Origin of the sequence: Clostridium mucosae, from assembly GCF_024622765.1 — a bacterium.
In the GTDB taxonomy this organism is placed as follows: Bacteria; Bacillota; Clostridia; order Clostridiales; family Clostridiaceae; genus Clostridium.
In genome coordinates this window covers 208,986-235,889 of sequence record NZ_JANKAF010000002.1, presented here as the reverse complement: position 1 = coordinate 235,889, position 26,904 = coordinate 208,986, and the positions used below count along the sequence as shown (strand labels likewise).

General features: G+C 27.7%; 29 protein-coding genes and 1 riboswitch. Of the genes, 23 read left to right on the top strand and 6 right to left on the bottom strand.

Annotated features, from left to right (window positions below; translation table 11 throughout):
• The first annotated feature begins 97 nt into the window (after positions 1-97).
• Complete coding sequence (locus NSA50_RS04420; protein WP_195265346.1) at positions 98-1,006, top strand: PucR family transcriptional regulator; 909 nt, start codon at positions 98-100, stop codon at positions 1,004-1,006.
• Positions 1,007-1,121: 115 nt separating this feature from the next.
• On the opposite strand, the gene NSA50_RS04415 is transcribed toward NSA50_RS04420, so the two are convergent.
• Complete coding sequence (locus NSA50_RS04415) at positions 1,122-1,685, bottom strand: chromate transporter (RefSeq protein WP_195265347.1); 564 nt, start codon at positions 1,683-1,685, stop codon at positions 1,122-1,124.
• Positions 1,678-2,259 (bottom strand): chromate transporter, encoded by a 582-nt coding sequence (locus tag NSA50_RS04410; RefSeq protein WP_195265349.1) that lies wholly within the window; start codon positions 2,257-2,259, stop codon positions 1,678-1,680. The genes NSA50_RS04415 and NSA50_RS04410 overlap by 8 nt, the downstream gene beginning before the upstream one ends.
• 119 nt (positions 2,260-2,378) lie before the next feature.
• On the opposite strand from NSA50_RS04410, the gene NSA50_RS04405 reads away from it, so the two are divergent.
• The 3 genes from NSA50_RS04405 to NSA50_RS04395 all read left to right on the top strand — a co-directional run bounded on the left by NSA50_RS04405 (position 2,379) and on the right by NSA50_RS04395 (position 3,691).
• A complete protein-coding gene (locus NSA50_RS04405) occupies positions 2,379-2,630 on the top strand; it encodes a LysR family transcriptional regulator (protein WP_257443248.1) in 252 nt (83 codons plus the stop codon).
• An 18-nt stretch (positions 2,631-2,648) separates the two neighbouring features.
• Complete coding sequence (locus tag NSA50_RS04400) at positions 2,649-3,254, top strand: LysR substrate-binding domain-containing protein (protein ID WP_308463890.1); 606 nt, start codon at positions 2,649-2,651, stop codon at positions 3,252-3,254.
• 92 nt (positions 3,255-3,346) lie between these two features.
• Complete coding sequence (locus NSA50_RS04395) at positions 3,347-3,691, top strand: DUF4362 domain-containing protein (RefSeq protein WP_195429230.1); 345 nt, start codon at positions 3,347-3,349, stop codon at positions 3,689-3,691.
• An 80-nt stretch (positions 3,692-3,771) separates the two neighbouring features.
• On the opposite strand, the gene ade is transcribed toward NSA50_RS04395, so the two are convergent.
• The gene (ade, locus tag NSA50_RS04390) at positions 3,772-5,508 is read right to left on the bottom strand and encodes an adenine deaminase (protein WP_195429232.1); all 1,737 of its coding nucleotides are present in this window, start codon (positions 5,506-5,508) and stop codon (positions 3,772-3,774) included.
• A gap of 42 nt (positions 5,509-5,550) precedes the next feature.
• A riboswitch (purine riboswitch) is annotated at positions 5,551-5,652 on the bottom strand.
• A 131-nt stretch (positions 5,653-5,783) separates the two neighbouring features.
• On the opposite strand from ade, the gene metA reads away from it, so the two are divergent.
• The 16 genes from metA to NSA50_RS04310 all read left to right on the top strand — a co-directional run bounded on the left by metA (position 5,784) and on the right by NSA50_RS04310 (position 20,782).
• Positions 5,784-6,701 (top strand): homoserine O-acetyltransferase MetA, encoded by a 918-nt coding sequence (gene metA, locus NSA50_RS04385; protein ID WP_195265357.1) that lies wholly within the window; start codon positions 5,784-5,786, stop codon positions 6,699-6,701.
• Positions 6,702-6,822: 121 nt separating this feature from the next.
• On the top strand, positions 6,823-7,344 hold the full coding sequence (locus tag NSA50_RS04380) for an NAD-dependent dehydratase (RefSeq protein ID WP_195265358.1): 522 nt from the start codon (positions 6,823-6,825) through the stop codon (positions 7,342-7,344).
• Positions 7,345-7,485: 141 nt separating this feature from the next.
• Positions 7,486-7,884, top strand: coding sequence for a DUF2871 domain-containing protein (locus NSA50_RS04375; protein ID WP_195265359.1), 399 nt, complete (start codon positions 7,486-7,488; stop codon positions 7,882-7,884).
• Between the two features lie 133 nt (positions 7,885-8,017).
• Positions 8,018-8,707 (top strand): Crp/Fnr family transcriptional regulator, encoded by a 690-nt coding sequence (locus tag NSA50_RS04370; protein ID WP_195265360.1) that lies wholly within the window; start codon positions 8,018-8,020, stop codon positions 8,705-8,707.
• A 109-nt stretch (positions 8,708-8,816) separates the two neighbouring features.
• Positions 8,817-9,593, top strand: coding sequence for a formate/nitrite transporter family protein (locus NSA50_RS04365; RefSeq protein WP_257443369.1), 777 nt, complete (start codon positions 8,817-8,819; stop codon positions 9,591-9,593).
• A gap of 12 nt (positions 9,594-9,605) precedes the next feature.
• Complete coding sequence (gene asrA, locus NSA50_RS04360; protein ID WP_257443238.1) at positions 9,606-10,613, top strand: anaerobic sulfite reductase subunit AsrA; 1,008 nt, start codon at positions 9,606-9,608, stop codon at positions 10,611-10,613.
• Between the two features lies 1 nt (position 10,614).
• A complete protein-coding gene (gene asrB, locus NSA50_RS04355; protein WP_195265362.1) occupies positions 10,615-11,409 on the top strand; it encodes an anaerobic sulfite reductase subunit AsrB in 795 nt (264 codons plus the stop codon).
• Between the two features lie 11 nt (positions 11,410-11,420).
• Positions 11,421-12,383: a sulfite reductase subunit C gene (asrC, locus tag NSA50_RS04350; protein WP_257443236.1), complete on the top strand. Its 963-nt coding sequence runs from the start codon at positions 11,421-11,423 to the stop codon at positions 12,381-12,383.
• Between the two features lie 225 nt (positions 12,384-12,608).
• Complete coding sequence (gene hemA / locus NSA50_RS04345) at positions 12,609-13,814, top strand: glutamyl-tRNA reductase (protein ID WP_195265365.1); 1,206 nt, start codon at positions 12,609-12,611, stop codon at positions 13,812-13,814.
• Positions 13,772-14,440: an NAD(P)-dependent oxidoreductase gene (locus tag NSA50_RS04340; protein ID WP_195265367.1), complete on the top strand. Its 669-nt coding sequence runs from the start codon at positions 13,772-13,774 to the stop codon at positions 14,438-14,440. The genes hemA and NSA50_RS04340 overlap by 43 nt, the downstream gene beginning before the upstream one ends.
• A gap of 10 nt (positions 14,441-14,450) precedes the next feature.
• Positions 14,451-15,323, top strand: coding sequence for a hydroxymethylbilane synthase (hemC, locus tag NSA50_RS04335; protein WP_257443231.1), 873 nt, complete (start codon positions 14,451-14,453; stop codon positions 15,321-15,323).
• 5 nt (positions 15,324-15,328) lie between these two features.
• Entirely contained in the window at positions 15,329-16,816 is a 1,488-nt protein-coding gene (gene cobA / locus NSA50_RS04330) for a uroporphyrinogen-III C-methyltransferase (RefSeq protein ID WP_195429237.1), read from the top strand.
• Position 16,817: 1 nt separating this feature from the next.
• Positions 16,818-17,786 carry a porphobilinogen synthase gene (hemB, locus tag NSA50_RS04325; RefSeq protein WP_195429239.1) on the top strand — a complete coding sequence of 323 codons (969 nt, stop codon included), beginning with the start codon at positions 16,818-16,820 and terminating at the stop codon, positions 17,784-17,786.
• 4 nt (positions 17,787-17,790) lie between these two features.
• The gene (gene hemL / locus NSA50_RS04320; RefSeq protein ID WP_257443227.1) at positions 17,791-19,071 is read left to right on the top strand and encodes a glutamate-1-semialdehyde 2,1-aminomutase; all 1,281 of its coding nucleotides are present in this window, start codon (positions 17,791-17,793) and stop codon (positions 19,069-19,071) included.
• Between the two features lie 10 nt (positions 19,072-19,081).
• Complete coding sequence (locus NSA50_RS04315; protein WP_257443225.1) at positions 19,082-19,861, top strand: sirohydrochlorin cobaltochelatase; 780 nt, start codon at positions 19,082-19,084, stop codon at positions 19,859-19,861.
• A gap of 135 nt (positions 19,862-19,996) precedes the next feature.
• Positions 19,997-20,782: a formate/nitrite transporter family protein gene (locus tag NSA50_RS04310; RefSeq protein WP_257443224.1), complete on the top strand. Its 786-nt coding sequence runs from the start codon at positions 19,997-19,999 to the stop codon at positions 20,780-20,782.
• A 205-nt stretch (positions 20,783-20,987) separates the two neighbouring features.
• On the opposite strand, the gene NSA50_RS04305 is transcribed toward NSA50_RS04310, so the two are convergent.
• Complete coding sequence (locus NSA50_RS04305; RefSeq protein WP_257443223.1) at positions 20,988-22,010, bottom strand: branched-chain amino acid aminotransferase; 1,023 nt, start codon at positions 22,008-22,010, stop codon at positions 20,988-20,990.
• Positions 22,011-22,281: 271 nt separating this feature from the next.
• Here NSA50_RS04305 and NSA50_RS04300 point away from each other — a divergent pair, with 271 nt between their 5' ends.
• A complete protein-coding gene (locus NSA50_RS04300) occupies positions 22,282-22,659 on the top strand; it encodes a RidA family protein (protein WP_195265385.1) in 378 nt (125 codons plus the stop codon).
• Between the two features lie 374 nt (positions 22,660-23,033).
• Here the strand turns inward: NSA50_RS04300 and NSA50_RS04295 are convergent, their stop codons facing one another.
• Both NSA50_RS04295 and NSA50_RS04290 read right to left on the bottom strand, forming a co-directional pair.
• On the bottom strand, positions 23,034-23,771 hold the full coding sequence (locus NSA50_RS04295; protein WP_195429249.1) for a TIGR03915 family putative DNA repair protein: 738 nt from the start codon (positions 23,769-23,771) through the stop codon (positions 23,034-23,036).
• A 14-nt stretch (positions 23,772-23,785) separates the two neighbouring features.
• A complete protein-coding gene (locus tag NSA50_RS04290) occupies positions 23,786-25,135 on the bottom strand; it encodes a putative DNA modification/repair radical SAM protein (protein WP_195429251.1) in 1,350 nt (449 codons plus the stop codon).
• Between the two features lie 149 nt (positions 25,136-25,284).
• Between NSA50_RS04290 and NSA50_RS04285 the strand changes: the two genes are divergently transcribed.
• The gene (locus NSA50_RS04285) at positions 25,285-25,533 is read left to right on the top strand and encodes a hypothetical protein (protein ID WP_257443222.1); all 249 of its coding nucleotides are present in this window, start codon (positions 25,285-25,287) and stop codon (positions 25,531-25,533) included.
• Between the two features lie 201 nt (positions 25,534-25,734).
• Positions 25,735-26,787 (top strand): ABC transporter substrate-binding protein, encoded by a 1,053-nt coding sequence (locus tag NSA50_RS04280; RefSeq protein ID WP_257443221.1) that lies wholly within the window; start codon positions 25,735-25,737, stop codon positions 26,785-26,787.
• The last annotated feature ends 117 nt before the right edge of the window (positions 26,788-26,904 follow it).

Here is a 26,904-nt window from a genome sequence, read left to right as displayed (position 1 = left end):
AATTATTATTATAAAAAGAAAAGAAAATATTTAATTCTCTGAATTTTCATATATAATATAAGTATGAAAAGGATTTACAAGTTAGGCGGAGGATTTTATGGGAGCGATGGTGGAATTATTAAATGAAGTATGTAAAGAAACTAATGTGAAAATGAGGTTATTAGATGCTAATAATAATGAGATATATGGTAATTTACCTACAACGGAATCTAAGGTGATGAGAAAAATATCTGTTAATAATAAAGCATATAAAATTATATTAGAACAAGATGATATAAAGATAATACCTATGGTTGAATATATATTAAATAAATGTATTAAAAAAGAAAATATAATAAAGGAATTATTAGAAGCAAGAAAACAATGGGATGTTTTAAATGAATCTGTAATAACTAAATCAAATAAAATGTTATTAATTGAGACTAATAAAGAAGATGAAGCATTAGAAATAGTAAGAGATACATATGTAGGAAATGATATTTATGTTGGAGAGATATATGACAGAATAATAGTTATAGGAAATTTAGAGGACGAAAAAGATCATGCCTTTTCATTAAAAGAAACGATAATACAAACTTTAGGAGTAAATGCAAAAATAAGTATAAGTGATTTAGATTATACTTTTCATGGATTTAAAAGGGCATATAGTGGAGCTGTACAAGCTCTTGAGATAGGTAGAAAATTTAAAATTAAGCCTGAAATATATTGCCTTAAAGATATGTATTTGGAGAAAGCTATATTTAATTTATCAAGTGAATATTCAAATGATTTAAAAGAAGAGTATAAAGATATATTTAAAGGCTTTAATCATGAATTAACACAAACTTTAGAGGAAATATTAAAATGTGATTTATCATTAACAAAAGCAGCTAAAAATTTATATATTCATAGAAATACACTGATGTATAGAATTGAAAAAATTAAGAAAGAAACCGGGTTTGATGTACGTAACTTTAAGGAAGCTACTTTTCTTTATATTTTATATATGAATAGTAAAAGAATTTAAATAAAAATATTCTATTAATAATTTGAGTTTAAAATTTAAAAATGAGCCATAATAATTAAAATTAAATACATTATTATGGCTTATTTTTATAATTGTTTATATTGATATACAATAGTTACATGTAAATAAATAAACCTAAGAGTCCTGTTAATGTTATAATCGTTAATGGATTAAACTTGTATTTTCTAAGTAAAAAAAGTGAAATAGAAAAAATTATGATAGCAACTAAGTTAATGTTATTTAAATTTCCGCTTAAAGTAGTTCTTCCTAAAAATGCAATTAAAATTATAGAGGAAGCAGATGATGCAATAAGACCAATTGAAGTTGAACGAAGACCTTTTAAAACATTTGCAATTTCTTCAATATCCTTATGCTTTTTAAAAAAGTTAAATAAGAAAATGGAAATAATCACACCAGTAATTACGCACGCAAAGGTAGCTAATATTGCACCAAAAATTCCTGCTATTCTTAGACCAACAAAAGTTGAAGCATTAATTGATAGTGGGCCAGGGGTCATTTGAGATATAGTAATAATATCAGTAAATTCTTGAATAGTAAGCCAACCATATTTATTTACCATTTGGTCTTGAATTAGAGGCATTATAGCATAGCCTCCGCCAATACTAAAGGAACCTATTTGCCAAAAGCTTAAAAATAAGGTGATAAGGATGTTAATCATTTCTAAGTCCTCCTAATTTTTTCTTCCTAACATATACTTGAGTAAGGCTAACTATTACTCCAAAAATAATAATAGCTAGTACATTTATATTAAAGAAGAAGCTAGCTATAAATGAAAACGGTACTAGAAAAGATAATAATAAATTTTTTTCTTTAAACACATCATGGCTCATATCAATAACTAGGTCTACAATTGTAGCCGCAACACCAGCTTCCATTCCTTTAAGAATTGCAGAAATAACTATATTACTTCTAAAAGCTTCGTAGAAGAAAGAAATAACGGATAATATTAACAATGGAGGTAAAACTGTACCTATACATGTTATGATAGTTCCTTTTATTCCTAAAAGATTGTAACCTATTAATGAAGATAAATTAACAGCAATGGCTCCAGGATTTGATTGAGCTATTGCTGCCATATCAAGCAATTCTTCGTTATTTATTAATTTCATATCTTCGACTAAATATTTTCTTAATAAAGGAATAATTACGTATCCTCCACCAAAACTAAAACAACTCACTAAAAATGTCACTTTAAAAAGTGAAAAATATAGCTTAAACTCTTTAATTTTCATGTCATGCACTCCTTATAATTTACTCTTATGCATATAAGTATATAGCATAGACACAGGATAAGTATAATAGTATAATTTTATATAATATATAAACATTTAGTAATGAATTAGGAGGGAAAATGAAGATTAGGCATTTACGTATTTTTAAAGCAGTATGTGAAGAGGAAAGTGTCACTAAAGCATCTGAAAAATTGTTTATGACACAGCCAGCAGTTTCCCATGCTATAAGTGAGTTAGAGGATTATTTAGGAGTATCCCTATTTGATAGAATTTCAAGAAAAGTTTATTTAAATGAGACGGGTAAACTATTTCTTACCAAAGTTACAAAGCTATTAGACTTATACGATGATTTAGATAAAAATATTAAATAATTAGAAGATAATGCTGTTATTAAGATAGGTTCATGTATGACTATTGCAAATTTTATTTTACCTACTATAATAGAAAAATTTCAAGGTGTATGTAAATCTACTCCAACTAAAATTATAGTTGATAATGCAAGAAGTATCGAAAATATGTTATGTAAGAATGAAATTGATTTGGGTTTAATAGAGGGTGTTGTTTATAACGAAGAACTTGAAAGAATTCCATTTTCTTCTTATGAATTAGTAGTTGTTTGTTCTAATAAACATAAATTTGTAAAAGAAAACTCTATAATGTTAAATGAATTAGTAAAGGAAAAGTTATTATTAAGAGAAAAGGGAAGTTCTATTAGAGATATTTTTGATAGTGCTTTACTATTACATGATATAAGAGTTAATCCTAGTTGGACAAGTGTAAACTCTCAAGTTTTAATAGAGGCTGCAAAGAAAAATTTGGGAATAACAGTATTACCTAAAGTATTAGTTGAAAATGAAATTGATCTAGGAAATCTTATTGAAGTCAATGTTAATGAACTTAACTTATCTAATGTAAATAATATTGTTTTTTATAAAGGAAAAGTACAAACTAATAGTTTTAAGGAATTGGTTAATATAATAAAAAATATAGTTTAGTAAACTTAATATAGGTGCATAATAAATCTTTTTTCATATTATAAGTATATATTAAGAAGGTATTTGAGTTTGGGGTGATTTATATATTTAATATGTTATGGAGAGATGAAAAATATAGCATTGATGTAATAATAGACTCTATAGGAAAAATTGATAATAAAGTGCGAATATGTGATTTTTTTGATAATGTTACGTTAAAAAGACCTGATGCTATTAAACTTATTATTTTTACAATAGAAGGAGAACCTATATTTATAACTATAATTTATAATGGAAATTTTATAAAATTAATTGATGATTCAACTAAGACTAATTCAAAACATTATAATGAGTATACTGGGAATAAATATTTAAAAGAAGCTCAAGGAGAAATGATTACTTATAGTTTATACCAAGATGAAGAGTTTATAAGAAAAATGTTTTCTTATAGAAATTAAAATAGTCTATAGGTTTATTTTTAATAATCCTATAGACTATTTTTATAATTTATTTCTTAATTATATGTCTAAGAAAAGCATTAATAAGCATTGTCTATAAATTCAAACTTACTTACATCAAATAATCCTTTATCAGTTATTTTTAGTTCTGGGATAACTGGTAATGATAAGAAAGATAAAGTTAAAAATGGATTGAAATTTATATCTGGAGCAACTTGCTTTATAGCTAAATGTAGTTTGGCTAAATCATCAACAACTTCTTGAGATGTTCTTGAAGTTATTAACCCAGCGATTTCTAGTTGAATTGATGCTAATACCTTTTTATCTTTAACAACTATAATTCCACCATTTATTTTTTTTAGTTCTTCAACTGCAAATAATATATCTTCATCAGATGTTCCACATGTTATTAAATTATGAGAATCATGAGCAACAGTTGTAGCAATTGCTCCATATTTTAGGTTTAATCCTTTTATTACTCCAAGGCCAATATTGCCTGTATTTTTATGTCTTTCAATCACAGCTATTTTTAACAAATCTAAATTTACATCTGATTGAAATGATTTTGTATCTTTTAAGGTACTTATATCAACTTTTACATGATTACTTTCAAGCTTATTTGGATTAATTTTAATTACATTAAGTTTTGTTTTTCCTTCTATATCTATTTCTAAATCTTGAAAAGTAATTTTTGGCGTATTGATGTTATTTAATTTAGGAAAATCATATTGGGTAGCAGATGCATCACATACCAAGGTGTTTTCTTGTACTACTAGTGTTCCGTTTTTATAAACTGAGTTAATCTTAAAATTAGATAAATCATCTAATATTAAAAAGTCCGCTACATACCCTGGTGCAATTGCTCCTTTGTATTTAAGGTTATAGCATTCTGAAGGATTTAATGTACACATTTGAATAGCTGTTTCAGGGGCTAGACCATAAGAAATAGCCATTTTGATAGAGTTATCAATACTTCCATTTTCTATTAAATCATCTATATGCTTATCATCTGTGCAAAAACAAATTCTCCTACTATTAGAAATAGAAGCAGCCTTTATTAATTCTTTTAGGTTTTTTGCGACAGATCCTTCTCTAATGTGAACATACATGCCTCTTCTTAATCTTTCAATAACTTCTTCAGCTAAATGCGATTCATGATCTGTAACTATATTTGCAGTTGAATAAACGTTAAGCATATCATTTGTAAATCCAGCACAATGACCATCAATTATTAAACCATTTGATTTTGCATCCCAAAGTTTATTAATCATATCATCAGAACAATTTATAACTTCAGGGAAATTCATAACTTCGGCAAGTCCTAATACATTAGATTCATTATATAATTGATGCAAATCATCACTTCCTAATATTGCTCCAGAAGTTTCAAAAGAAGTAGCTGGAACGCATGAAGGAAGCATAAAGTAATAATCAAATGGAGTAGCTTTAGAAAGATCCATAATCAGTTTTATACCTTTGTCTCCTAGTACATTAGCAATTTCATGAGGGTCAATAACTATAGATGTGATTCCATGCAATAATGCAGCTTTATAGTATTCTCGTGGAGTTACTAGTGACGATTCGATATGAGCATGGGCATCTATAAGACCAGGGCAAATAAATTTGCCAGTACCATCAATTTCAACTGTGCCATTATAATCACCAAAGCCAACAATAACTCCATTTTTTATAGCTACATTATTTATAAAAGAACTGTTTTGAAATACATCAACAATAGTTATATTATTAATAACTAAGTCACATATTTCTGCTTTACTTGAAGCCTTAATTTGAGATATAAAATCTTTTTTATTCATAAATCCACCTCTGAGTATATTTAAATATAATAATAAACAACCTCACCTGGATTAAAACTTCTTAGTTATACTATTTACGGTAGTATAGTAGAGACGCCCAAACCATATTATCAGGCTTATAGGAAGGTTATTTTTATCTATTATATGAAATACCAGACAAGCTGTCAAAGGAAAAGTTATATTAATATAATATTATTTATAGTTAAATAAAGAACTAAAGAACTTTTAAACTTTTACAATTTATGATTTAATATTTTTATAAGGAGGGGGTATATTTGCCAATCAAAATTCCAAGAGATCTTCCAGCATATAATGTTTTATCTAATGAAAATATATTTGTAATGAATATTGAAAGAGCAGAAACACAAGATGTAAGACCTTTAAAAATAGCAATTTTAAATTTAATGCCAATAAAGATTCAGGCTGAAAATCAATTGCTTAGATATCTATCTAATACTCCAATACAAGTAGAAATAACATTGATACAAACCAAAACATATATGTCTCAAAATACTCCTATTGAGCATTTAAAAAAGTTTTATAATTATTTTGATGAAGTAAAAAATGATAAGTTTGATGGGTTAATAATAACTGGGGCACCTGTTGAAACTATGGAATTTGAAGATGTATCATATTGGGATGAACTAAGAGAAATAATGGAGTGGAGTAAAATGAATGTTTTTTCTACATTACACATATGTTGGGGAGCTCAAGCTGCATTATATTACCATTACAATATAAATAAAAAGCCTTTAGAAAAGAAAATATTTGGAGTATTTCCTCACAAGATTAATAAAATCAGTGAGGATTTAACACGAGGGTTAGATGATATTTTTTATGCACCTCATTCAAGGCATACTACTACATCAAAGGAAGATATAAATAGAGTTAAGGAGCTAGAAATATTATCAGAGTCAGAAGAAGCTGGAGCATTTATTATTGCAACAAGAGATAAAAGACAAATATTTATTACTGGTCATTTAGAATACGATAGAGATACACTAAAAAATGAGTATTTAAGAGATTGTAATAAAGGAATAAAAATAGATATCCCTAAAAATTATTTTCCTAAAGATAATATAAAAGAAACTCCTATAGTAAGATGGAGAGGAAGTGCTAATATAGTTTTTGCTAATTGGTTAAACTATTGCATATATCAAAACACTCCATTTAAACTTGAAAATATAAAGTGATTATTTATACAAAATATAAAATTACTTTGCCTTTATGATTTAAATTTCTATTAATTCATAAGGGCACTTTTTGTTATATATAGTAATATAATAAATTAGAAAGGCATGTATGGAGGATTTTATGAAAGATAGGGCAATTATATTTGGATCTTCAGATAACTTTCTAATATACTTTATTAAATATGTTATTTTAAAGAATATTGAAACTTACCTAGTACTTATGAAGAATGAAGAAATAGATATAATAAAAGATATAGAAAAGGAAGTTACGATAATAAGATTTGATGGAAACATAGAGCATTTAAAATTACTTTTAAAATCTATAGAACCTAAGGTAATATATAATTTATATGATCTAAGCTTAGAAGATAAATATGAAATAAAAGATATTATAAGTAGTAATTACTTAAATATTATTCTAATTTTAGAAGCACTTACAACGTCAACAGATACAAAGCTTATTAATTTAGTAAGTAAAAGTAAGGTTAATGAAGAAGGAAATCCACTAAATTTATATTCAGCAGTTCAGAAATCTTTAGAAAGTATTATTCTTTATTATAAAAATATATATAATATAAATACTTCCATAGTATATAAAACTGGAGATGTAAAATTAGATTTAGAGAAATTATATAGTTTTTAAAATGATAAAGCTAATAATGCTTAAAAGTATTATTAGCTTTATCATTTTTATTAATTTAATTATGGTTGAAATTATTAATGATAGAATATATTATATAATTAATATTAATTAATAATTTATATTGCTATTTGGAGGTGTAATATGAAAAAGTATTTTAATTTTGCAATCTTTTATTTAGTCTTGGGGTTAGCCATGGGAGTATTCTACAGGGAGTTTACAAAGCTTAATGGATTTGAAGGAAGAACTGTATTATCAGTTGTACATACTCATGCAATAGTATTAGGATTTATTTTCTTTATTTTAGTGTTACTTTTAGAAAAAAATTTTGGATTATCAAAGATAAAACATTTTAGTAAATGGATGATATTTTATAATGTATCATTAATATATGTTTTAGGAACTTTCACAGCTAGAGGAATAATGCAAGTATTAGGAACTGATTTTGCTGGATTAAGCCATATAGCTGGTCTTGGACATGCTATGATTGGGATTGCAATGATCTGGTTCGTAGTTACAGTTAATAAATCAATAAAAGAATAATATTTTATAATAAATATAATAAAACTTGATAAAAATAAAGGGGGAATAATTACTCCTTTATTTTTTGCACTTTTATAAAATTTGATATATAGTTTAAATATAATTATTTTAATTATAGGAATGGTGCGTACATATGAAAGAGTTAATAAAATATCAATTAGGCAAAATGGAGATATTCAATAAATTAGATAAGGCTACAATAAATGCATTATCTGAATTAGGAGAAAGTAAGTGCTATTTAAAAGGCAGTCATATATTTAGAGATAAAGATGAAATTAATAAAGTTTATATAGTATATAGTGGAAAAGTTGCTCTTTATAAATTAAACGAGTCAGCCCAAAAAAAGATAATATTTATATTAGGTAAGGAGTCTATACTAAATGCAGTAGTTTTAGATGATTTACCAGCTTCTATAAACTGTGAAGTATTTGAAAAAGCTGAGGTTTTATCATTTGATAGAATGAGGTTCCAAGAAATTATGATGAGCGACTTTGAACTAACAAAGATAGTAATATCATCCTTAAGTATAAAAGTAAGAAGGTTATATAGACAGCTAAAAAATTCTACTCCTATAAAGGTTGAAAAAAGAGTTGCGGCAAAGCTATGGAAGTTATCTAAGGATTATGGAATAGAAGTTCAAGATGGAACTATTATAGACTTAAATATAAGTGTAACTTATTTAGCAGATATGTTTGGAGCACCACGAGAAACAATTTCTAGAGCTTTAAAAATACTTCAAGAAAATGATTTAATAATATATGAAAAGAAAAAGATAAAAGTAAAAGATAAAGATAAATTATCTAAATTTTTTAAAGGAATATGATAATAAAAATAAAAACTGTGATGAAAGTCACGGTTTTTATTTTTATTAGCATTTATAATTTAAGCATAGAGATTGTGATAATAATAACAATCATAAGGGGAGAAAAATGATGTTTAATGAAGAATTTAATAAGGTTGCGTCTGCTGCTAAATCTAAGGTTGAACTTTTAAAAAATAATAAACTTGGATATTTTATTAGCTCAATGTTAGCAGGTATCTATGTTGGATTAGGTATTATGTTAATTTTCACAATTGGAGGGTTGCTTAGTTCGGCAAATTCGCCTGTAACAAAAATTGTTATGGGATTATCATTTGGGGTTGCCTTAAGTCTAGTGATATTTGCAGGCTCTGAATTATTTACAGGAAATAATTTCATAATGGCAGTTGGATCATTAAATAAGACTGTTTCTTGGCTAGATACCATTAAGGTTTGGATAGTAAGTTTTATTGGAAACTTAACAGGTTCAATACTTGCAGGATCATTGTTTTTTATGGCTGGTTTAGCAAATGGACCAGTTGGGGAATTTATAGCAAAAACTAGTGCTACTAAAATGTCTTTGCCAGCAAGTGATTTATTTTTTAGAGGAATATTATGTAATATGTTAGTTTGTTTAGCTGTATGGTGTAGCTTTAAATGCAAAGAAGAAGTATCCAAGCTAATAATTATATTCTGGTGTTTATTTGTTTTTATAACAGCAGGTTTTGAACATAGCGTTGCAAATATGACTCTATTAACTATAGGATTGCTATCACCAGCTGGAGCTGCTGTAAGTATAGGTGGATATGCCTATAACATTATAATGGTAACATTAGGTAATATGGTTGGAGGAATTGTATTTATGGCAATACCTTATTACATAATATCTAGAAAGAAAAAAGTAAACTAAGAGGTGTTTAAGATGGGATATAAGCTTAAAGTAGAAGAATTTAATAATGGATTAAAAGAGCTATCAAAAAAATATAAGATATATGCACCAAAAGTTTTCGAAGGAAAGGGAACTTTTTCGGATACTGATATAGTTAGATATGGTGAAATATCAAAAATTGAGGAAATAGAATTCGATAAAAAATCACAGTTTTCATATAAAGAAGTTTTACTACCAATAACACAAACAGTATTTTTCTTTACAGAAGATGAAATAAAAGAACCAAACGTTGATGAAAAGTCAATACTAATATTCCTAAGAAGTTGTGATATGCATTCATTAAAAAGAATTGATGATATTTATTTAAGAAATAAATTTGAAGATCCATATTATAAGAAACTAAGAGAAAAAGCTAAGTTTGTTTTAATGGGCTGCGAAAAAAACTTTGAAAACTGCTTCTGTGTAAGTATGGAAACAAATAAAACTAATGAATATAATGCATATGTTAAACAATCTGGTGAAGAAGTATTTTTAGATATAAAAGATGAAGAATTAGAAGGTATATTCACTAAATTAAATAATGAATCAATAGATGTAAGTCCAGATTTTGTTGAAAGTAATGATGTTAAAGTTAATATACCAAATAATTTAGAATTAAAAGTTATGAATTCAAAGGTATGGGATGAATATTCAGAAAGATGTATAGCTTGTGGTAGATGTAATTTCGTCTGTCCGACTTGTACATGCTTTACAATGCAAGATATATTCTACAAAGATAATGGAAAAGCAGGGGAAAGAAGAAGAGTTTGGGCTTCATGCCAAGTAGATGGATATACAGATATGGCTGGAGGACATAGCTTTAGAAAAGAAAAAGGACAAAGAATGAGATTTAAAGTTCTTCATAAGGTTTATGATTACAAAAAGAGATGGGGATATCATATGTGTGTAGGTTGCGGAAGATGTGACGATGCATGTCCAGAATATATATCATTCTCAAGTTGTGTTAATAAATTAGAAAAGGCTATGGAAGAGGTGAAGTAATATGAATACAAACGAGTATATACCATTTATATCAGAAATATTAGAAGTTATTAAGCATACAGAAATAGAATATACTTTTAGAATGGCTTTTAAGGGAGATGTAAAACCAGGACAATTCTTTGAAGTATCACTTCCAAAGTATGGGGAAGCTCCTATATCAGTAAGTGGAATAGGTGAAAATTATGTTGATTTAACTATAAGAAGAGTAGGTAAAGTAACAGATGAAATATTCAATAATTATGTTGGAGACAAGCTATTCTTAAGAGGTCCATACGGAAATGGATTTGATATTAACAACTATAAAGGTAAAGAAGTAGTTGTTGTTGCTGGAGGAACAGGATTATCACCAGTTAAGGGAATTGTAGATTACTTCTCAGAAAATAAAGATGACTCAAAAGGATTCACACTTATTTCGGGATTTAAATCTCCAGAAGATATTCTTTTCAAAGAAGATATAAAGGCTTGGGAAAAGAATATGAATCTTATAATAACAGTAGATGGAGCAAAAGAAGGTTACGAAGGAAAAGTTGGACTTGTAACAAAATATGTTCCAGAGCTTGATATAAAAGATAAAGAAAATGTACAAGTAGTTGTTGTTGGACCACCTATGATGATGAAATTTACTGTATTAGAGTTCTTAAAACTTGGCATTAAGGAAGAAAACATATGGATTTCTCAAGAAAGAAAAATGTGTTGTGGAATAGGAAAATGTGGACACTGTAGAATAGACGATACATATATTTGTTTAGATGGACCTGTATTTAATTATTCAAAAGGAAAAGAGTTAATAGATTAGGAGGAGACACTATGGATATCAATACTAAAAAGCTGAAAAAAAATGCCTTTAGAGTTACAAAAAGAAGAGGAATAACAGCTTCAAGAATAAGAGTTCCAGGTGGATTCTTAAAGGCTGAATACTTAGGATTAATTCAAGAAATTGCGGATAAATATGGTGATGGAACAGTTCATTTAACAACAAGACAAGGATTTGAAATCCCAGGCATAGATATGAACGACATAGATGAGGTTAACATTCTCCTTCAACCTATAATAGAAGGATTAGAAATAAATCAAGAAATCCCAGGAAAGGGATATACAGCAGCTGGAACAAGAAACGTATCAGCATGTATAGGTAATAAAGTCTGTCCATACGCAAATTATAATACTACTAATTTTGCTAAGAAGATAGAAAAAGCTATATTCCCTAATGATTTACATTTTAAAATAGCATTAACAGGATGTCCGAATGACTGTATCAAAGCTAGAATGCACGACTTTGGAATAATAGGAATGACAGAGCCACAATTTGATAGAGATAAGTGTATATCATGTGGTGCATGTGTTAGAGCATGTAAGAAAAAATCAACAGGAGCATTACATCCAGAAAACTATAGACCAGTAAGAAATCATAGTAAATGTATAGGTTGTGGAGAATGTGTTATAAACTGTCCAACAGGAGCATGGACAAGAAGTAAAGAAAAATATTATAGATTAGCTATAATGGGTAGAACAGGAAAGAAAAATCCAAGATTAGCTGAAGACTTTATTGTATGGGTAGATGAAGAAAGCATAATAAAAATAATATTAAATACTTATAAGTATGTTGAACAATATATTGCTAAAGATGCTCCAGGTGGAAAAGAGCATATTGGATATATTGTAGATAGAACAGGATTTATGGAATTTAAAAAGTGGGCTCTTGAAGGAGTAGAACTTTCAGATAAAGCTATTCTAAAAGATAATATCTATTGGAGTGGAATAAGATACTAATATAGGTAAATACTTATAAATAAAATTAGTATAAAGTATTAGACAAAATACTAGTTAAATATGTAAAATTAATATGGTAAAACTTCTAAGACCGCTATTTTTAGCGGTCTTAAACTTTAATTTAAGTAAAATACATATGAAATGTGCAAAAAAATTTGTAATAAGAGTATAATAGGGTTATTATAAAAATAAACGAAGTAATAAAGATAATTTAGGAGTAAAATTATGATTCAGCTTTTAGGGATTAAAAAGAATACAGGAGTAGAAATAAGAGAAAAGTTAGCTTTGTCTCAAAAAAAGAGAGAAGGATATACAAAAGAGCTACTTCAATATTTCGATGAGGTTGTTATTCTGAGCACTTGTAATAGAACAGAAATTTATTTTAATGGTTCTTTAAATGGAGAAGAAGGATTAAAAAAGATTTTTGAAGTGCTAAATTGGAATATTAATTTAAGAGATTATTGTTTCTACTTAGATGAAAAGGAAACAGTAAAACATTTGATGGAAGTGGTTTGTGGATTCCACTCAAAGATATTAGGAGAAGATCAAATACTTGGACAAATAAAAGATGCATATCATTTGGCAGATGAACTAAAATCAGTTAAACATGATTTGCAAAGATTATTTCAAGAAGCAATAACTTGCGGCAAAAAATTTAGAACTGAAGGGAAATTATATGAAATTCCAGTTTCTTCTGCATCAATAGCTATTAATGAAGCAATAAAAAATAATGCAAAGAAAATTATGGTTATAGGATATGGAGAAGTAGGAAAACTAGTAGTTAAATATGCTCTTTCTAATGATATAGAAGAATTGAATATTGTAGTTAGAAGAGTTGAAAGTGTTAATGATATTGATGATAAAAGAGTTAACATAATGACTTATGAAGATGGAAGAAATATAATAAATGATATGGAATGTGTGGTTTCTTGCACTTCTGCTCCACACTTAATTATAGAGAAAAAACATATAAAAGAGAGTGGAAATAAGCTAATAATATTTGATTTAGCTTTGCCAAGAGATGTTGATGAAAAAGTTAAAGAATATACAAGGATAGATCTTTATGATATTGATGATATAAGTTCAATGGATGATGAAAATAAAAAACTTAGAAAAGAAAGAATGCTACAGTTTAAAAATATTATAAATGAATATATAGAAGGCTATTTTAATTGGAAGAACATAAGAGATGTAGCGTATGTTATCAAAGATATGAAAAAAAATAGTTCTAGAGTTATAAAAGAAAGGCAAACTACATTAAAGAATAAATGTAATGATAAAAAAGATATAGAAATTGCAGAAAAACTTATAAAGAGTACGTCAGATTACTATGTTAATAGGGCAATAGAAGTATTAAAAGAAGAACAATTAAAGGGGCAAGGAGAAGAATGTATAAAGATACTAGAAAAGATATTCCTAAAGAATCTTTAAATTATACTTATATTTCTATAATGTCTAAGAAATTAAGAGTTGGTATAGTTGGTGGAGGAAATGTTGGCTATATAAAAGGAAAAAACTTTTTACATAAGGGATGCATTGTTGATGTTTTATCTTTAAATTTTATTGATAAATTTTCAAATTTAAAAGATATTAATTTAATTAAAGGAGAATATAATAAGGACTTTATTAGAGATAAGCATTTAATAATAATAGCAACAGATGATTACAATAAGAATTTAGAAATAAAAAAAGATTGTGATGATGAGTATAAAATATACATATTTGCTTCTGAATATTCAAATGGAATGGCAGTAGCACCAGTTCAAAGAGAGTTGAAAAATATAAGCTTTTCAGTAAATACCAAGAATGGAAATCCAAAGGGTTCATTAATGATAGCAGAAAAAATATTGGATTTACTAAAGAATTATGATGACTTTATTGGTTACTCATCTCTTATTAGGGAACAAGCAAAATCTTTAAGAGAAAACAAAAATGATATAATTAAATTTATATGTAGTGAAGATTTCAAATACATATATGAAAAAGGAAAAGACAAAATAGTAATAGATATGTTTTTTGGAAAAGAAGTATCTAATAAAATATATAAAAATTTATAGGAGATATTTTATGGAACTAATTATTGCAACTAGAAAAAGTAAATTAGCACAAGTTCAAGCAGATAAAGTAATTGAACTTATTAAAGAAAGAAATAATATAAGTGCTAAAAAATTATTGGTAGTTACAGAAGGTGATAGAAGACTTGATGTAACATTAGATAAAATAGGCGGAAAAGGTCTTTTTGTTAAAGAAATAGAATATTCACTTTTAAATAGAAAAGCGCATGCAGCCGTGCATAGTATGAAAGATGTGCCTTTTGAATTACCAGAAGGTTTTGAGCTAGTAGCTATTCCTGAAAGAGATGATATTAGAGATATATTTGTATCAAGCAATGGTATTCATTTTAAGGATTTAAAAGCTGGTGCTGTTATTGGAACAAGTAGTATAAGAAGAGCTTCAATGCTAAAAGAGTTAAGAAGTGATTTAAATATTGTTCCAATAAGAGGAAATGTCCAAACAAGATTAGAAAAGATGAAAAACGAAAATATGGATGGAATAATTTTAGCAGCAGCAGGAGTAAAGCGATTAGGTTTAGAAGATATAATAACTGATTATTTTGATCCCAAACAATTTTTACCAGCAATAGGCCAAGGTGCTTTAGGAATAGAAGCATTAAAAAATGGTGAATTCAACAATTATTTAAGAAGATTAGATAATAAAGAAGTTAGAGTTTCAGTAGAAGCAGAAAGAAGCTTTATGAAAAAACTAAATGGAGGGTGCCATAGCGTAATTGGTGTCTACTCAGAAATAAAAAATAATGATTTATATATGATAGGTACCTTTGATGTAGGAGGAAAAATTGTTAAAAAAGATATCTTAGGTAATAAAAGTGAAAATATAGAACTAGGATTTAAATTAGCAGAAAAGATTTTGAAAGGATAATTAAAATGAGCAAAGTTTATATAATTGGTACTGGACCAGGAGATGAAGAATTATTAACATTAAAGGCAGTAGAAGTTTTAAAAGATTGTACTGCCGTTTTATATGATAGATTAGTTTCAAATAATATACTTAACTATTTAAAAGAAGATTGTGAAATATATTATTGTGGTAAAGAACCAGGATGTCATTATAAAACACAAGAAGAAATAAATGAAACATTAGTAAAACTTGCTAAAGAGGGGCATATTGTAGGAAGAATAAAAGGGGGAGACCCTTATGTTTTTGGAAGAGGTGGAGAAGAAGTACTTTCTTTAATTGAAGAGGATATAGAGTTTGAAGTAGTTCCAGGAGTGACTTCACCAATATCAGTATTAAATTATGCAGGTATTCCTATAACACAAAGGGAAATGGCACAAAGCTTTCATATAGTTACAGGTATGACTGCAGGAACATTAAATATAAATTGGGAAGCGATAGCTAAAGAAAAAGGTACTTTAGTCTTCATGATGGGGCTAAATAATTTAAGGGATATCATTGAAAGATTAATAAATAATGGTAAAGATGTAAATACTAAAGTAGCTGTAGTAATGAGAGGAACTTCTTCAAAGCAAAAGAAGGTAGTTGGAACACTAGAAGATATTGAGAAAAAAGTAATAGAAGCTAAATTAAAATCACCTTGTATAATTGTTATGGGGGATGTTGTTGAACTTAATGATAAGCTAAATTGGTATGAGAAGAAACCTCTTTTTGGTCTTAATATATGTGTAACGAGATCAAGAGAGCAATCATCTAACTTGAAGAAGAAGCTTAGAAATTTAGGTGCAGAGATAACAGAAATAAACTCTATAAAAATACAAGAAACTAAAGATAATTTAGATTTAGTTAAAGATAAATTGAGCAATTATGATCATATAATCTTAACTTCAGTAAATGGTGTTAATATGCTTTTTGATTATATTATAGAAAAGAAAGTAGATATAAGAAATATTAAAGCAAAATTTTCAGTAGTCGGCAAAGCAACGAGAAAAGCTTTGGAAGCAAGAGGAGTTCAAGCCTTTATAATGGGAAGAGAATTTGTTGGTGAAGGTTTATTTAAGGCTTTAGAGCCACATTTAATTAAAGGAGAAAAGGTATTAATCCCTTGTTCCTCTAGTAGTAGAGAATATTTAAAAGAAGAAATTGAAAAGTTAGGTTTATATGTCGATAGGGTACATACATATGACACAGTTTGTGGTGACGTAAGAAATAAAAGAGCATTTGAAGAAGTAGATTTTATATTATACACTAGTCCTAGTACTGTAAATAATATGATAAATATGTTTAGTATAGAAGAAATTAAATGTAAGTTTAATATAGCTATAGGGCCTCAAACATATAAGACTTTAAAATCAAATTCTATAGAAGGACATATGTGTAAAAAGCATTCTGAAGATGGATTTATAGATGAAATAGTAGAAATATATAGTAAATATAGAGAAAGTAAAGGTGAATAAAATGATAAACAGGGGAAGAAGATTAAGAGCAAATACAGCAATAAGAGATTTAGTAAGAGAAAATACATTAAGTACGAATGATTTAATTCTCCCTATTTTTGTTGTTGAAGGAGAAAATAAAAAAGAAGAAATTTCGTCAATGAAAGGTAACTATCATTGGTCAATAGATAGATTACATGAAGTAATAGATGAAGTAGAAAGCCTTAACATAAAAGGTGTAATTATATTTGGATTACCAAATGAAAAAGATGAATGTGGATCAGAGAGCTTTAATGACAATGGAATAGTACAACAAGCTGTAAGAAAAGTAAGAGAACTTTCAAAAAACTTATATGTAATTACAGATGTTTGTATGTGTCAATATACAAGTCATGGACATTGTGGAATATTAAATGGAAGTGAAGTAGATAATGATAAAACATTAGAAGTACTAGGTAAAATAGCTTTATCCCATGCAAAGGCTGGAGCTCACATGGTTGCACCATCAGATATGATGGATGGAAGAATTGCGCATATAAGAAAAGTATTAGATGAAAATGGATATGAAAATGTAGCTATAATGAGTTATGCTGCTAAATATTCATCATTTTTCTATGGACCATTTAGAGAAGCTGCTCATTCTGCACCGCAGTTTGGAGATAGAAAAACGTATCAAATGGACCCTGCAAATTCAGATGAAGCAATAAGGGAAATAGAGTGGGACATAAACGAAGGTGCAGATATAGTCATTGTCAAACCAGCAATGTCATACTTAGATATAATAAGAAGAGCAAAGGATAAAATAAATGTACCAATTTGTGCTTATAATGTTAGTGGAGAATTTGCGATGGTAAAATCTGCAGCTGAAGCAGGACTTATTAATGAAAAAGGAGTAGTTTTAGAAATGCTTCTTTCAATGAAAAGAGCAGGTTCAGATATGATAATAACTTATTATGCATTAGAAGTAGCAAAATGGTTAAAGGAGGATTAATTTTATGAGAAATCAAGTTATTTTTCATGAATCAAAAAAGTATATGCCAGGTGGAGTTAATTCTCCAGTTAGATCATATAGAAATACTGGAATGGAGCCTCCAATTATAAAAGGTGGAAAAGGGGCAATAATAATAGATGAAGAAGGTAAGGAATATATAGATTTTGTTCTTGCATGGGGACCTATGATATTAGGACATTCCGATAAAGATGTTGTAAATGCTATAAAAGAAACTTCAGAAAGTGCAATTGCATTTGGAGCTCCAACTGAATTAGAACTAATAATGTCTAAATTCTTATGCAAAAATTTAGAAAACATAGATATGATAAGAATGGTTAATTCAGGTACTGAAGCTACTATGAGTGCAATAAAATTAGCAAGAGGATATACTAAAAAGAATAAGATAATAAAATTTGCTGGATGCTATCATGGACATTTTGATGGATTTTTAGTTGAGGCGGGATCAGGAGTATTAACAAATGGAATACCAGGATCACTAGGAGTACCTACTGATAGTATAAAAAATACCCTTATAGCAGTATATAATGATAAAGAAAGCATTAAATCTCTATTCGATAAATATGGAGATGATATTGCAGGGGTAATTATAGAACCAGTAGCAGGAAATATGGGAGTAATAAAAGCAGAAGAAGATTTTATGAATCTTTTAAGAGAACTTTGTGATAAATATAAAGCACTATTAATATTTGATGAAGTTATGAGTGGATTTAGAGTATCTTTTGAAGGAGCTCAAAAATTATTTAAAGCAAAACCTGATTTAGTAACATATGCAAAAATAATGGGAGGGGGACTTCCTTGTGGAGCATATGGAGGTAAAAAGGAAATAATGGAATGTTTATCTCCAATAGGTGAAGTATATCAAGCTGGAACTATGTCTGGAAATCCTATTGTAATGGCAGCAGGAATTGCAACTTTAAAGAAATTAAAAAAACATAAAGAAGAGTATTATGAAAAAATAAATCATCTAGGATCAATGCTAGAAAAAGGTTTATTAGAAATTGCTAAAGAAAAACGTATTCCAATGACAATTAACAGACAGGGCGGAATGTTTACTATATTTTTTACAGATTTAAAAGAAGTTAAAAAATATGATGATGTAAAAACATGCAATGAAAATATGTTTAAAAAGTATTTTAACCATATGATATCAAATGGAATTAATATACCACCATCACAATATGAAGCTTTATTTTTAAGTGTTGCTCACACAGAAGAGCATATAAATAAATTTTTAAATGTTTTTAGAGAGTTTAATATAGAATAGAGAGGTGCATATGTCAAAAGCAATTATTATTGTTTCTTTTGGAACAGCTAACTTAGAAGGATTGCAAGAGTTAGAAGAATTTGAAGCAGAAATAAAAGAAAGTGTAAATGGAAAATACCATGTTTGCAAGGCTTTTACTTCAAGTGTGTTATCAAATATATTATTTAATAAATATGGGAAGGTAGTTCCAAGACTAGAAGAAGTATTATTTAACTTAAGCAATGATAGATATAAAGAAGTATATATTCAGCCGTTACATGTTATTGAAGGTAGTGAGTATTCTAATATAGAAAAAATAATTAAAGAATATCATTATTCTTTTTCTAAAATTACTTTAGGAAATGTTCTTATGAGTAACAAAGATGAGCAGTTAAAAGAATCATGCAATTTAATAGTTAATGCAATAGAGGAGAATTTATTAAAGACAGATAATATAGTACTAGTAGGACATGGTTCTAAAACTATAAATACAAATGCATATAATACTTTGAAAGATGTTTTTATAGAGCATGGATATAAAAATGTATATATAGGTACATTAGAAGGTGAAATAAAAAAAGAAGATGTTATCAAAAAATTATTAAATGATAATACAAAAAATGTAATATTAGCTCCAATACTTATGTTACCTGGTAATCATATAAAAAAGGACATTTTCGGAGAAATTAACTCGTGGAAAGCTTCAATAAAAGAAAACAATATAAATGTTACCAGTAGTAAGAAAGCGTTATTAGAGTATGAAGAAATAAGAGAATATTACATAAATAAAATTAAAAAAGAAATTAAATAAAAGCTTCAATATAGTAATAGAAAAACAAAGTTTTCGTTGCAAAACTTTGTTTTTCGTTGTAAAATATCTTAGTAAAAAAATGTATTGTATTGTGTTAATACTTGTTAAAAAAATAACAATATTGTGGGGTGTATCATGTACAGTAAAGAAATTCATAATTTAGCCCATTCAGCAGAGGTTAAAAGTGCATTACTAAGAAGAAGTAAGGGGAGATACTTAGTTAGTGCAATGCTTGGAAGCTTATTTGTAAGCTTAGGAATTATGCTTATTTATACTATTGGCGGTATTATGCATCATAATGGTATAGAAACATATAAAATACTAATGGGAGCATCTTTTGGTGTAGCACTTAGTTTAGTATTAATGGCAGGTGGAGATTTATTTACAAGTAATGCTATGATAATGACTATGGGTGCCTTAGAAAAAACAGTAACTTGGGTTGACGCCATAAAAGTATGGTTTGCAAGTTGGATTGGAAATATTTTAGGTGGGGTGCTTGGTGCAATATTATTTGTACAGGCTGGTTTAACTAATGGAAAAAGCGAATACATAGGAGAGTTTATTGTAAATAATGCTTATACTAAAATAAATGCACCAGCAGGACAGCTTATATTAAAAGGTATTTTATGTAACATATTAGTTTGCTTAGCAGTTTGGATGTGTTATAAGTTAAAAGAAGAAACAGCTAAAATATTAATGATATTCTGGTGCTTATTTACCTTTATAACAGCTGGATTTGAACATAGTGTAGCTAACATGGGATTTTTAGCTATGGGATATTTAATTGATCCAGCTACAATAACTTTAGCGGGATATTCATATAACATAATTTTAGTATCACTAGGAAACTTTATAGGTGGGGTGTTATTTTTAGCATTGCCATACTATTATATTACTAGTGGAAATAAGGAAGAAGAATAATTTATTAAAATTATATTTTCTAAACTGACTTTTCAATTTAATATTATTGTAAAAAAATCATAATATTATTAATAATTATTTAATAAAAAGAAGAAAAGGGTAGATTAATATCTGCCCTTATTTTAATTCATAAGAATGTATAAAGATAGCTAAGTAAAAAATAACTTAGCTATTAATTAGTTTTTAAAAACTATCTGTATATAAATTAAACTTCAAATACCCATCCTTCAGGGCCTTCAATATCTCCAAATTGAATTCCACAAAGAATTCTATAAAGCTCTTTTGTAACAGGCCCAACATCAGTTTCACTATGGAATACATGAAGTTTATCTTTGTATTCTATTCCACCTATTGGAGTTATAACAGCAGCGGTACCACAAGCACCAGCTTCTTTAAATTCATCAATATTATCGATATAAACATCTCTTTCAAATACAGGCATTTTTAAATACTCTCTAGCTATATCCATAAGGGAATATTTAGTTATGCTTGGAAGGATTGATGGTGATTTTGGAGTAATAAATTCATTGTTTTTTGTTATTCCAAAGAAATTAGCAGCACCAACTTCTTCAATTTTTGTGTGAGTTGCAGGGTCTAAATAAATACAATCTGCAAAGCCTCTATCAGCAGCTATTTTATGAGGATGTAATGAAGCAGCATAGTTTCCACCAACTTTTTGTCCGCCAGTTCCATAAGGAGCAGCTCTATCGTAATCTGCTATCATAAAGTTACATGGTGTTAAGCCTTCCTTAAAGTAAGGACCTACAGGTACTGCAAATACGCAGAAAATATATTCAGGAGCAGCCTTAACCCCTATATTATCTCCAATGCCTATCATAAATGGTCTTAAATATAATGTAGCGCCAGTACCATATGGTGGAACATAATGCTCATTAGCTTTAACTACTTGCTTACAAGCATCTATGAACTTTTCAACTGGTATTTCAGGCATAAGTAATTTAGAAGTACTTTCATTCATTCTATATGCATTTCTATCGACTCTAAATAATTGAATTTTACCATCTTTTCTTCTGTAAGCTTTTAGGCCTTCGAAGCACTGTTGCCCATAATGAAGAGCTGTAGATGCCTCACTTATGTTTAACATATTATCTTCTGTTAATTTACCTTCGTCCCATTTTCCATCTTTCCAAACTGATACATATCTATAATCAGTTTTAATATAGTTAAAGCCAAGATTGCTCCAATCGATATTAACATCTTTACTCATATCTATTACCTCCCTCATGGTTTCTATATTATTCTAATTGTACCATTACTTAAGAAATTAATAAATGTCTATTAATTAATAAAATATATTAAAAGGATTACATATTGAAATTGTAGGAAAAAAAAGGTATATTTAGATTGTAGGATATCTAAAACTTTATGGAGATGCTGAAATTTGTTTTAGATATCCTATGTAAATTTGATAAGCTCATATTTATTATTAGTTTTTAAAAAAATTATATACAAAATAGTAAGAAAGGACGTGTAGTAAAATGCAAAAAGAAATTATTTCAACTAGTAAGGCACCTTCAGCTATTGGACCTTACTCACAAGGTATTAAAATAGGGGAGATGGTATTTACATCAGGACAAATTCCAGTTAATCCAGTAACAGGTGAAGTTGTAACGGAAATAAAAGCTGCAACTAAACAATCTTTAGAAAATGTAAAGGCAGTTTTAGAGGAAGCTGGAAGTAGCTTAGAAAAAGTAGTTAAGGTTGTAGTTTTCATAAAAGATATGAATGACTTTGGACAAGTAAATGAAGTTTATGCAGAGTATTTTAAAGAGAATCCTCCTGCTAGAAGTTGTGTTGAAGTAGCAAGATTACCAAAAGATTGTGTAATAGAAATAGAAGCAGTAGCAACTGTATAATAAATTGTAAACATAAAGGCTGCGATAACTAGATATGTTCCATAAGCTAAATAGCTTAGCAAAGAAGTACTAGGCTTGTAAGAGCTACTAGACCAAGAGTTTTGGTTAAACTCGCTACGCTCAAACAAACCAACAACACTAAGGCCTAGTAGTTCTTCCCACGCCAAGTACTTCTAATTGCTCGCTATATGCTTATTCCACATATTCTATTTATCTTCGCCAACTTATATTTATCATTTATAATAATGGTAAAAGGGAAAAAGTAAAAGATTTGAGGCAAAAATCTTTTAGGTATTTTGAATATAAGGTGCTTTGAACTAATTTAAATTTAGTTTTGCAGAGCAAAACATCTTTAATTTTTAACTATTAACTCTTCACTCTATTTCAGTGAGATTGTTCCAATAGCGTTTTGGCATCATTCTTTTTTGTAATTTTGGATTGATTCGTTCATTTATTGTAGTGGATTTAAAGTAGCTTTTCCAAAGATCTTGAAAATTATCATTATAGTTTTTAAGATTATTATAAATTTCTATATCCATTTCTTTTATTTCCCAGGAAGTTTTATCATAAACTGAAGCAATATTTCTTTTTATGTCGTGTATTATCCAATATTCATTACTAAATCGTTCTTGAAAGTGTGGAGAAATAATTTCTAAAATGTTGCTATCAGGTTCAATTGAAGAATATAAAAATTTATTTTTTACAGAAATAAAGCGTACAAATCCAGTAAATCTATGACCTTCTAAAGTGACTCGTCTATCAATTAAATCTAGTTCTCTTACTTCATCAAAATGTAAGTACTTATGAATATCACTTCCAATTTTAAATGCAATTTTCAAATATTTAAAACATAAAAGTCCTTTGTTTTTATAATTAGATAAATATAATTTATAAATTTTATTTAATGCCAAATGATCAATCTTTGATACAATAGCATTTTTTACTTTAGAATATTTATTTAAGTTTGTATTTATGTATTTAACTTCTGAAAGGAGATCTATTTCTATTTCATATTTTGTACAAATTGATGCTATTTGAGTTTTACAATAAAAGCTATCATAAATTGCAGTTAAAAATCCTTCAAAAGAATCTTCATATACTATTTTCAACAAAAAAACCACCACCCTTAAAATTCTCCAGTTATAGAAGTTACTTTATCTGTAGGTATAATTATTTTCTTTGGTTCAGGCAATAAAATTCCACTTGAACTTTTAGGATAAATATTATCAAAGAAATTAAGTTGTTCTGCATTTTCATTTTCTAATTTAGGTTTATCCATATAAAGCAACCTAGTTCTTATTTTTTCTTCATCAAAAGAAACATCCCCATAGTACTTACCTTTGCAAGTAATAAAATACTTTGCTCTTTTTAGAACTATTCCAAGCTTTTTTAAATCCTCGAATGTTAAGGAATGAACTTTTCTTGTAATTAATATCCTTCTTGCAGAACGAACTCCTATTCCTGGTATTCTAAGAAGGGTGTCATAGGAAGCTTTATTTATTTCTACAGGAAAATTATCTATATTAGATAATGCCCAAGAAGTTTTAGGATCAAAATTTAAGTCAAAGTTATCATTTTCATCTTTTAAAAGTTCTTTAGCTTTAAAGCCATAAAATCTTAATAGCCAATCTGCTTGATATAATCTATGTTCTCTAACTAATGGGGGATGGATAATATCAGGAAGTAATTTATCATTTTTTATTACTGGAACATAAGCAGAATAATAAACTCTTTTTAAGTTAAAACGATTATACAAATTCTCAGATAAGTTTAATATCTTATAATCACTTTCAGGGGTTGCTCCAACTATAAGTTGAGTGCTTTGACCACCTGGAACAAAAAGTGGTGTTGATTTTATATTTTTAGTTAAATCTTTATTTTCTAAAATAGAATTTTTTATAGTAGTCATAGGAGATAATATATTTTCTTTGCTTTTTTGTGGAGCAAGTAGTTTTAAACTAGATGCCGAAGGAAGTTCTATATTAACACTCATTCTATCTACATATTTTCCAGCTTCTTTTATTAAGGCTTCATCAGCACCAGGAATAGCTTTTAAATGAATATAGCCATTAAACTTTTCTTCAACTCTTAATTTCTTTACAACACTTAATAATAATTCCATTGTGTAATTTGGTGTTTTAAAAATTGCTGAGCTTAAGAATAATCCTTCAATATAATTTCTTTTATAAAAGTTAATTGTAAGGGATACAACTTCATCAGGAGTAAACATAGCTCTAGGAACATCCTTTGTAGATGCATTTACACAATACTTGCAATTATATATACAGTAATTTGTTAAAAGTATTTTTAAAAGAGAAATACATCTGCCATCAGGAGCAAAGCTATGACAAATCCCACTACTTTCAGCATTTCCTATCCCATTATTTAAGTTTTTTCTTTTTGAACCAGAAGAAGAACAAGATACGTCATATTTTGCAGCTGCTGAAAGAATATTAAGTTTTTCATCTATATTCATAAATATCACCCTTCTTAAAAAAGTATTTTTAATAATTATATCGAACAAATGTTCTTATTTCAATATATAATAAAAATTTCATTTATTATGAATAAGCAAAGCTAAAGTGGGATAATATAGAAAATGATGAATTCAACGGAGGGATAAATATGTTTACTATTATGGCAATAAAAATAGAACCTAGGGTATCTATTGCACCAACAGTTCAAGAAGTGTTAACAAAATATGGATGTATTATCCAAACTAGATTAGGTTTACATGAAGCAAGCAAAACTTCTTGCGCAAATTCAGGACTTGTAATTTTAAATTTAATTCATGATGAAAAAGAAGAAATAAATAATTTAAAAGAAGAATTAAATGGAATACAGGGTGTAACAGCAAAATTAATTGAAGTATAATTCTGCTAAAGTATTAGCTACTTACAAGTAGTTAATACTTTTTTGCTTAAATATTGAAATAAAAGTATTATTATTGTATAAATACTAATATTATAATAATATAAACAATACTTGGATATTTTTAACTTGCAATTAATAAAATTACCTTTATAATTATTATTGCAAAATAATAACTATTACATAATGGAAGGATGAAATTAAATGAAAAAATCTATAAAAATTTCTGCATTAATATGCAGTATGATTTTTATTTTTGCTTTATTTACTGGATGTAAAAAAAGTGATAAAAAGACTATAAACGTATTAAATTATGGTGAAAATATAGCGGAAGGAATAATAGAAGAATTTGAAGAAAAATATAATGTAAAAGTTAATTACAAGACTTTTGATGACATGGAAACTATGTATATAGAAGTATCTTCAGGAAAAACAAAGTGGGATGCTATTTTAGTAGCAGATTATATGGCAGATAGAATGATACAAGAAGGATTACTTCAAAAAATTGATAAAGATAAGATTCCAAATTTAAAAGAAATGAATGAAAGTGATATGGGACAGCCTTATGATCCTAATAATGATTATACAGTGCCTTATATGAATGGAACAATTGGAATAATATATAACAAAGATTTAGTTAATGAAACAGTTGATAGCTGGGATATAATGTGGAATGAAAAATATAAAAAGCAAATATTTGTTTTAGATGCTCAAAGAGATGCTATAGGAATGGCTCTTAAAAAGCTTGGTTATTCATTAAATACAACAAATGAAAAAGAACTTGAAGAAGCTAAGAATTTATTAATAGAACAAAAGCCATTAGTGTTAAAATATGGCGCTGATGAAGTTAAAGATTTAATGACTTCAGGAGAAGCTTCAATTGCGATGATATGGTCAGGGGAAGGATTAACTTTAGCTGATGAAAATGAGAACTTAGAATATGTAATACCAAAGGAAGGAGCAAATTACTGGTTGGATTCATGGGCAATTCCAGCAAATGCAAATGATAAGGAAACTGCAGAAGAATTCATAAACTTTGTAAGTGGCAAGGAGAATGCATATAAAATAGCAGAAGAAATAGGATACACTACTCCAAATAAATTAGCTATGGAAGAGCAACCAGAAGAAGTTAAAAACAATGAAGGTGCATATATGACTAAAGAAGTTATGGAAAGATGCGAAGTTTATAAATATTTACCACAAGAAAAGTTAAGACTATATGAAGATGTTTGGAATGCAGTTAAAGCTGCAAAGTAAGTAGATTTTATAAATTTAATTTAATTATAGTAAAGAAAATGTGATATTAAAAAAGTGTTCTTAAAAAAATATTAATATTGTATTAAGTCAATAGAATAAAGTTTATAGTAATAGTAT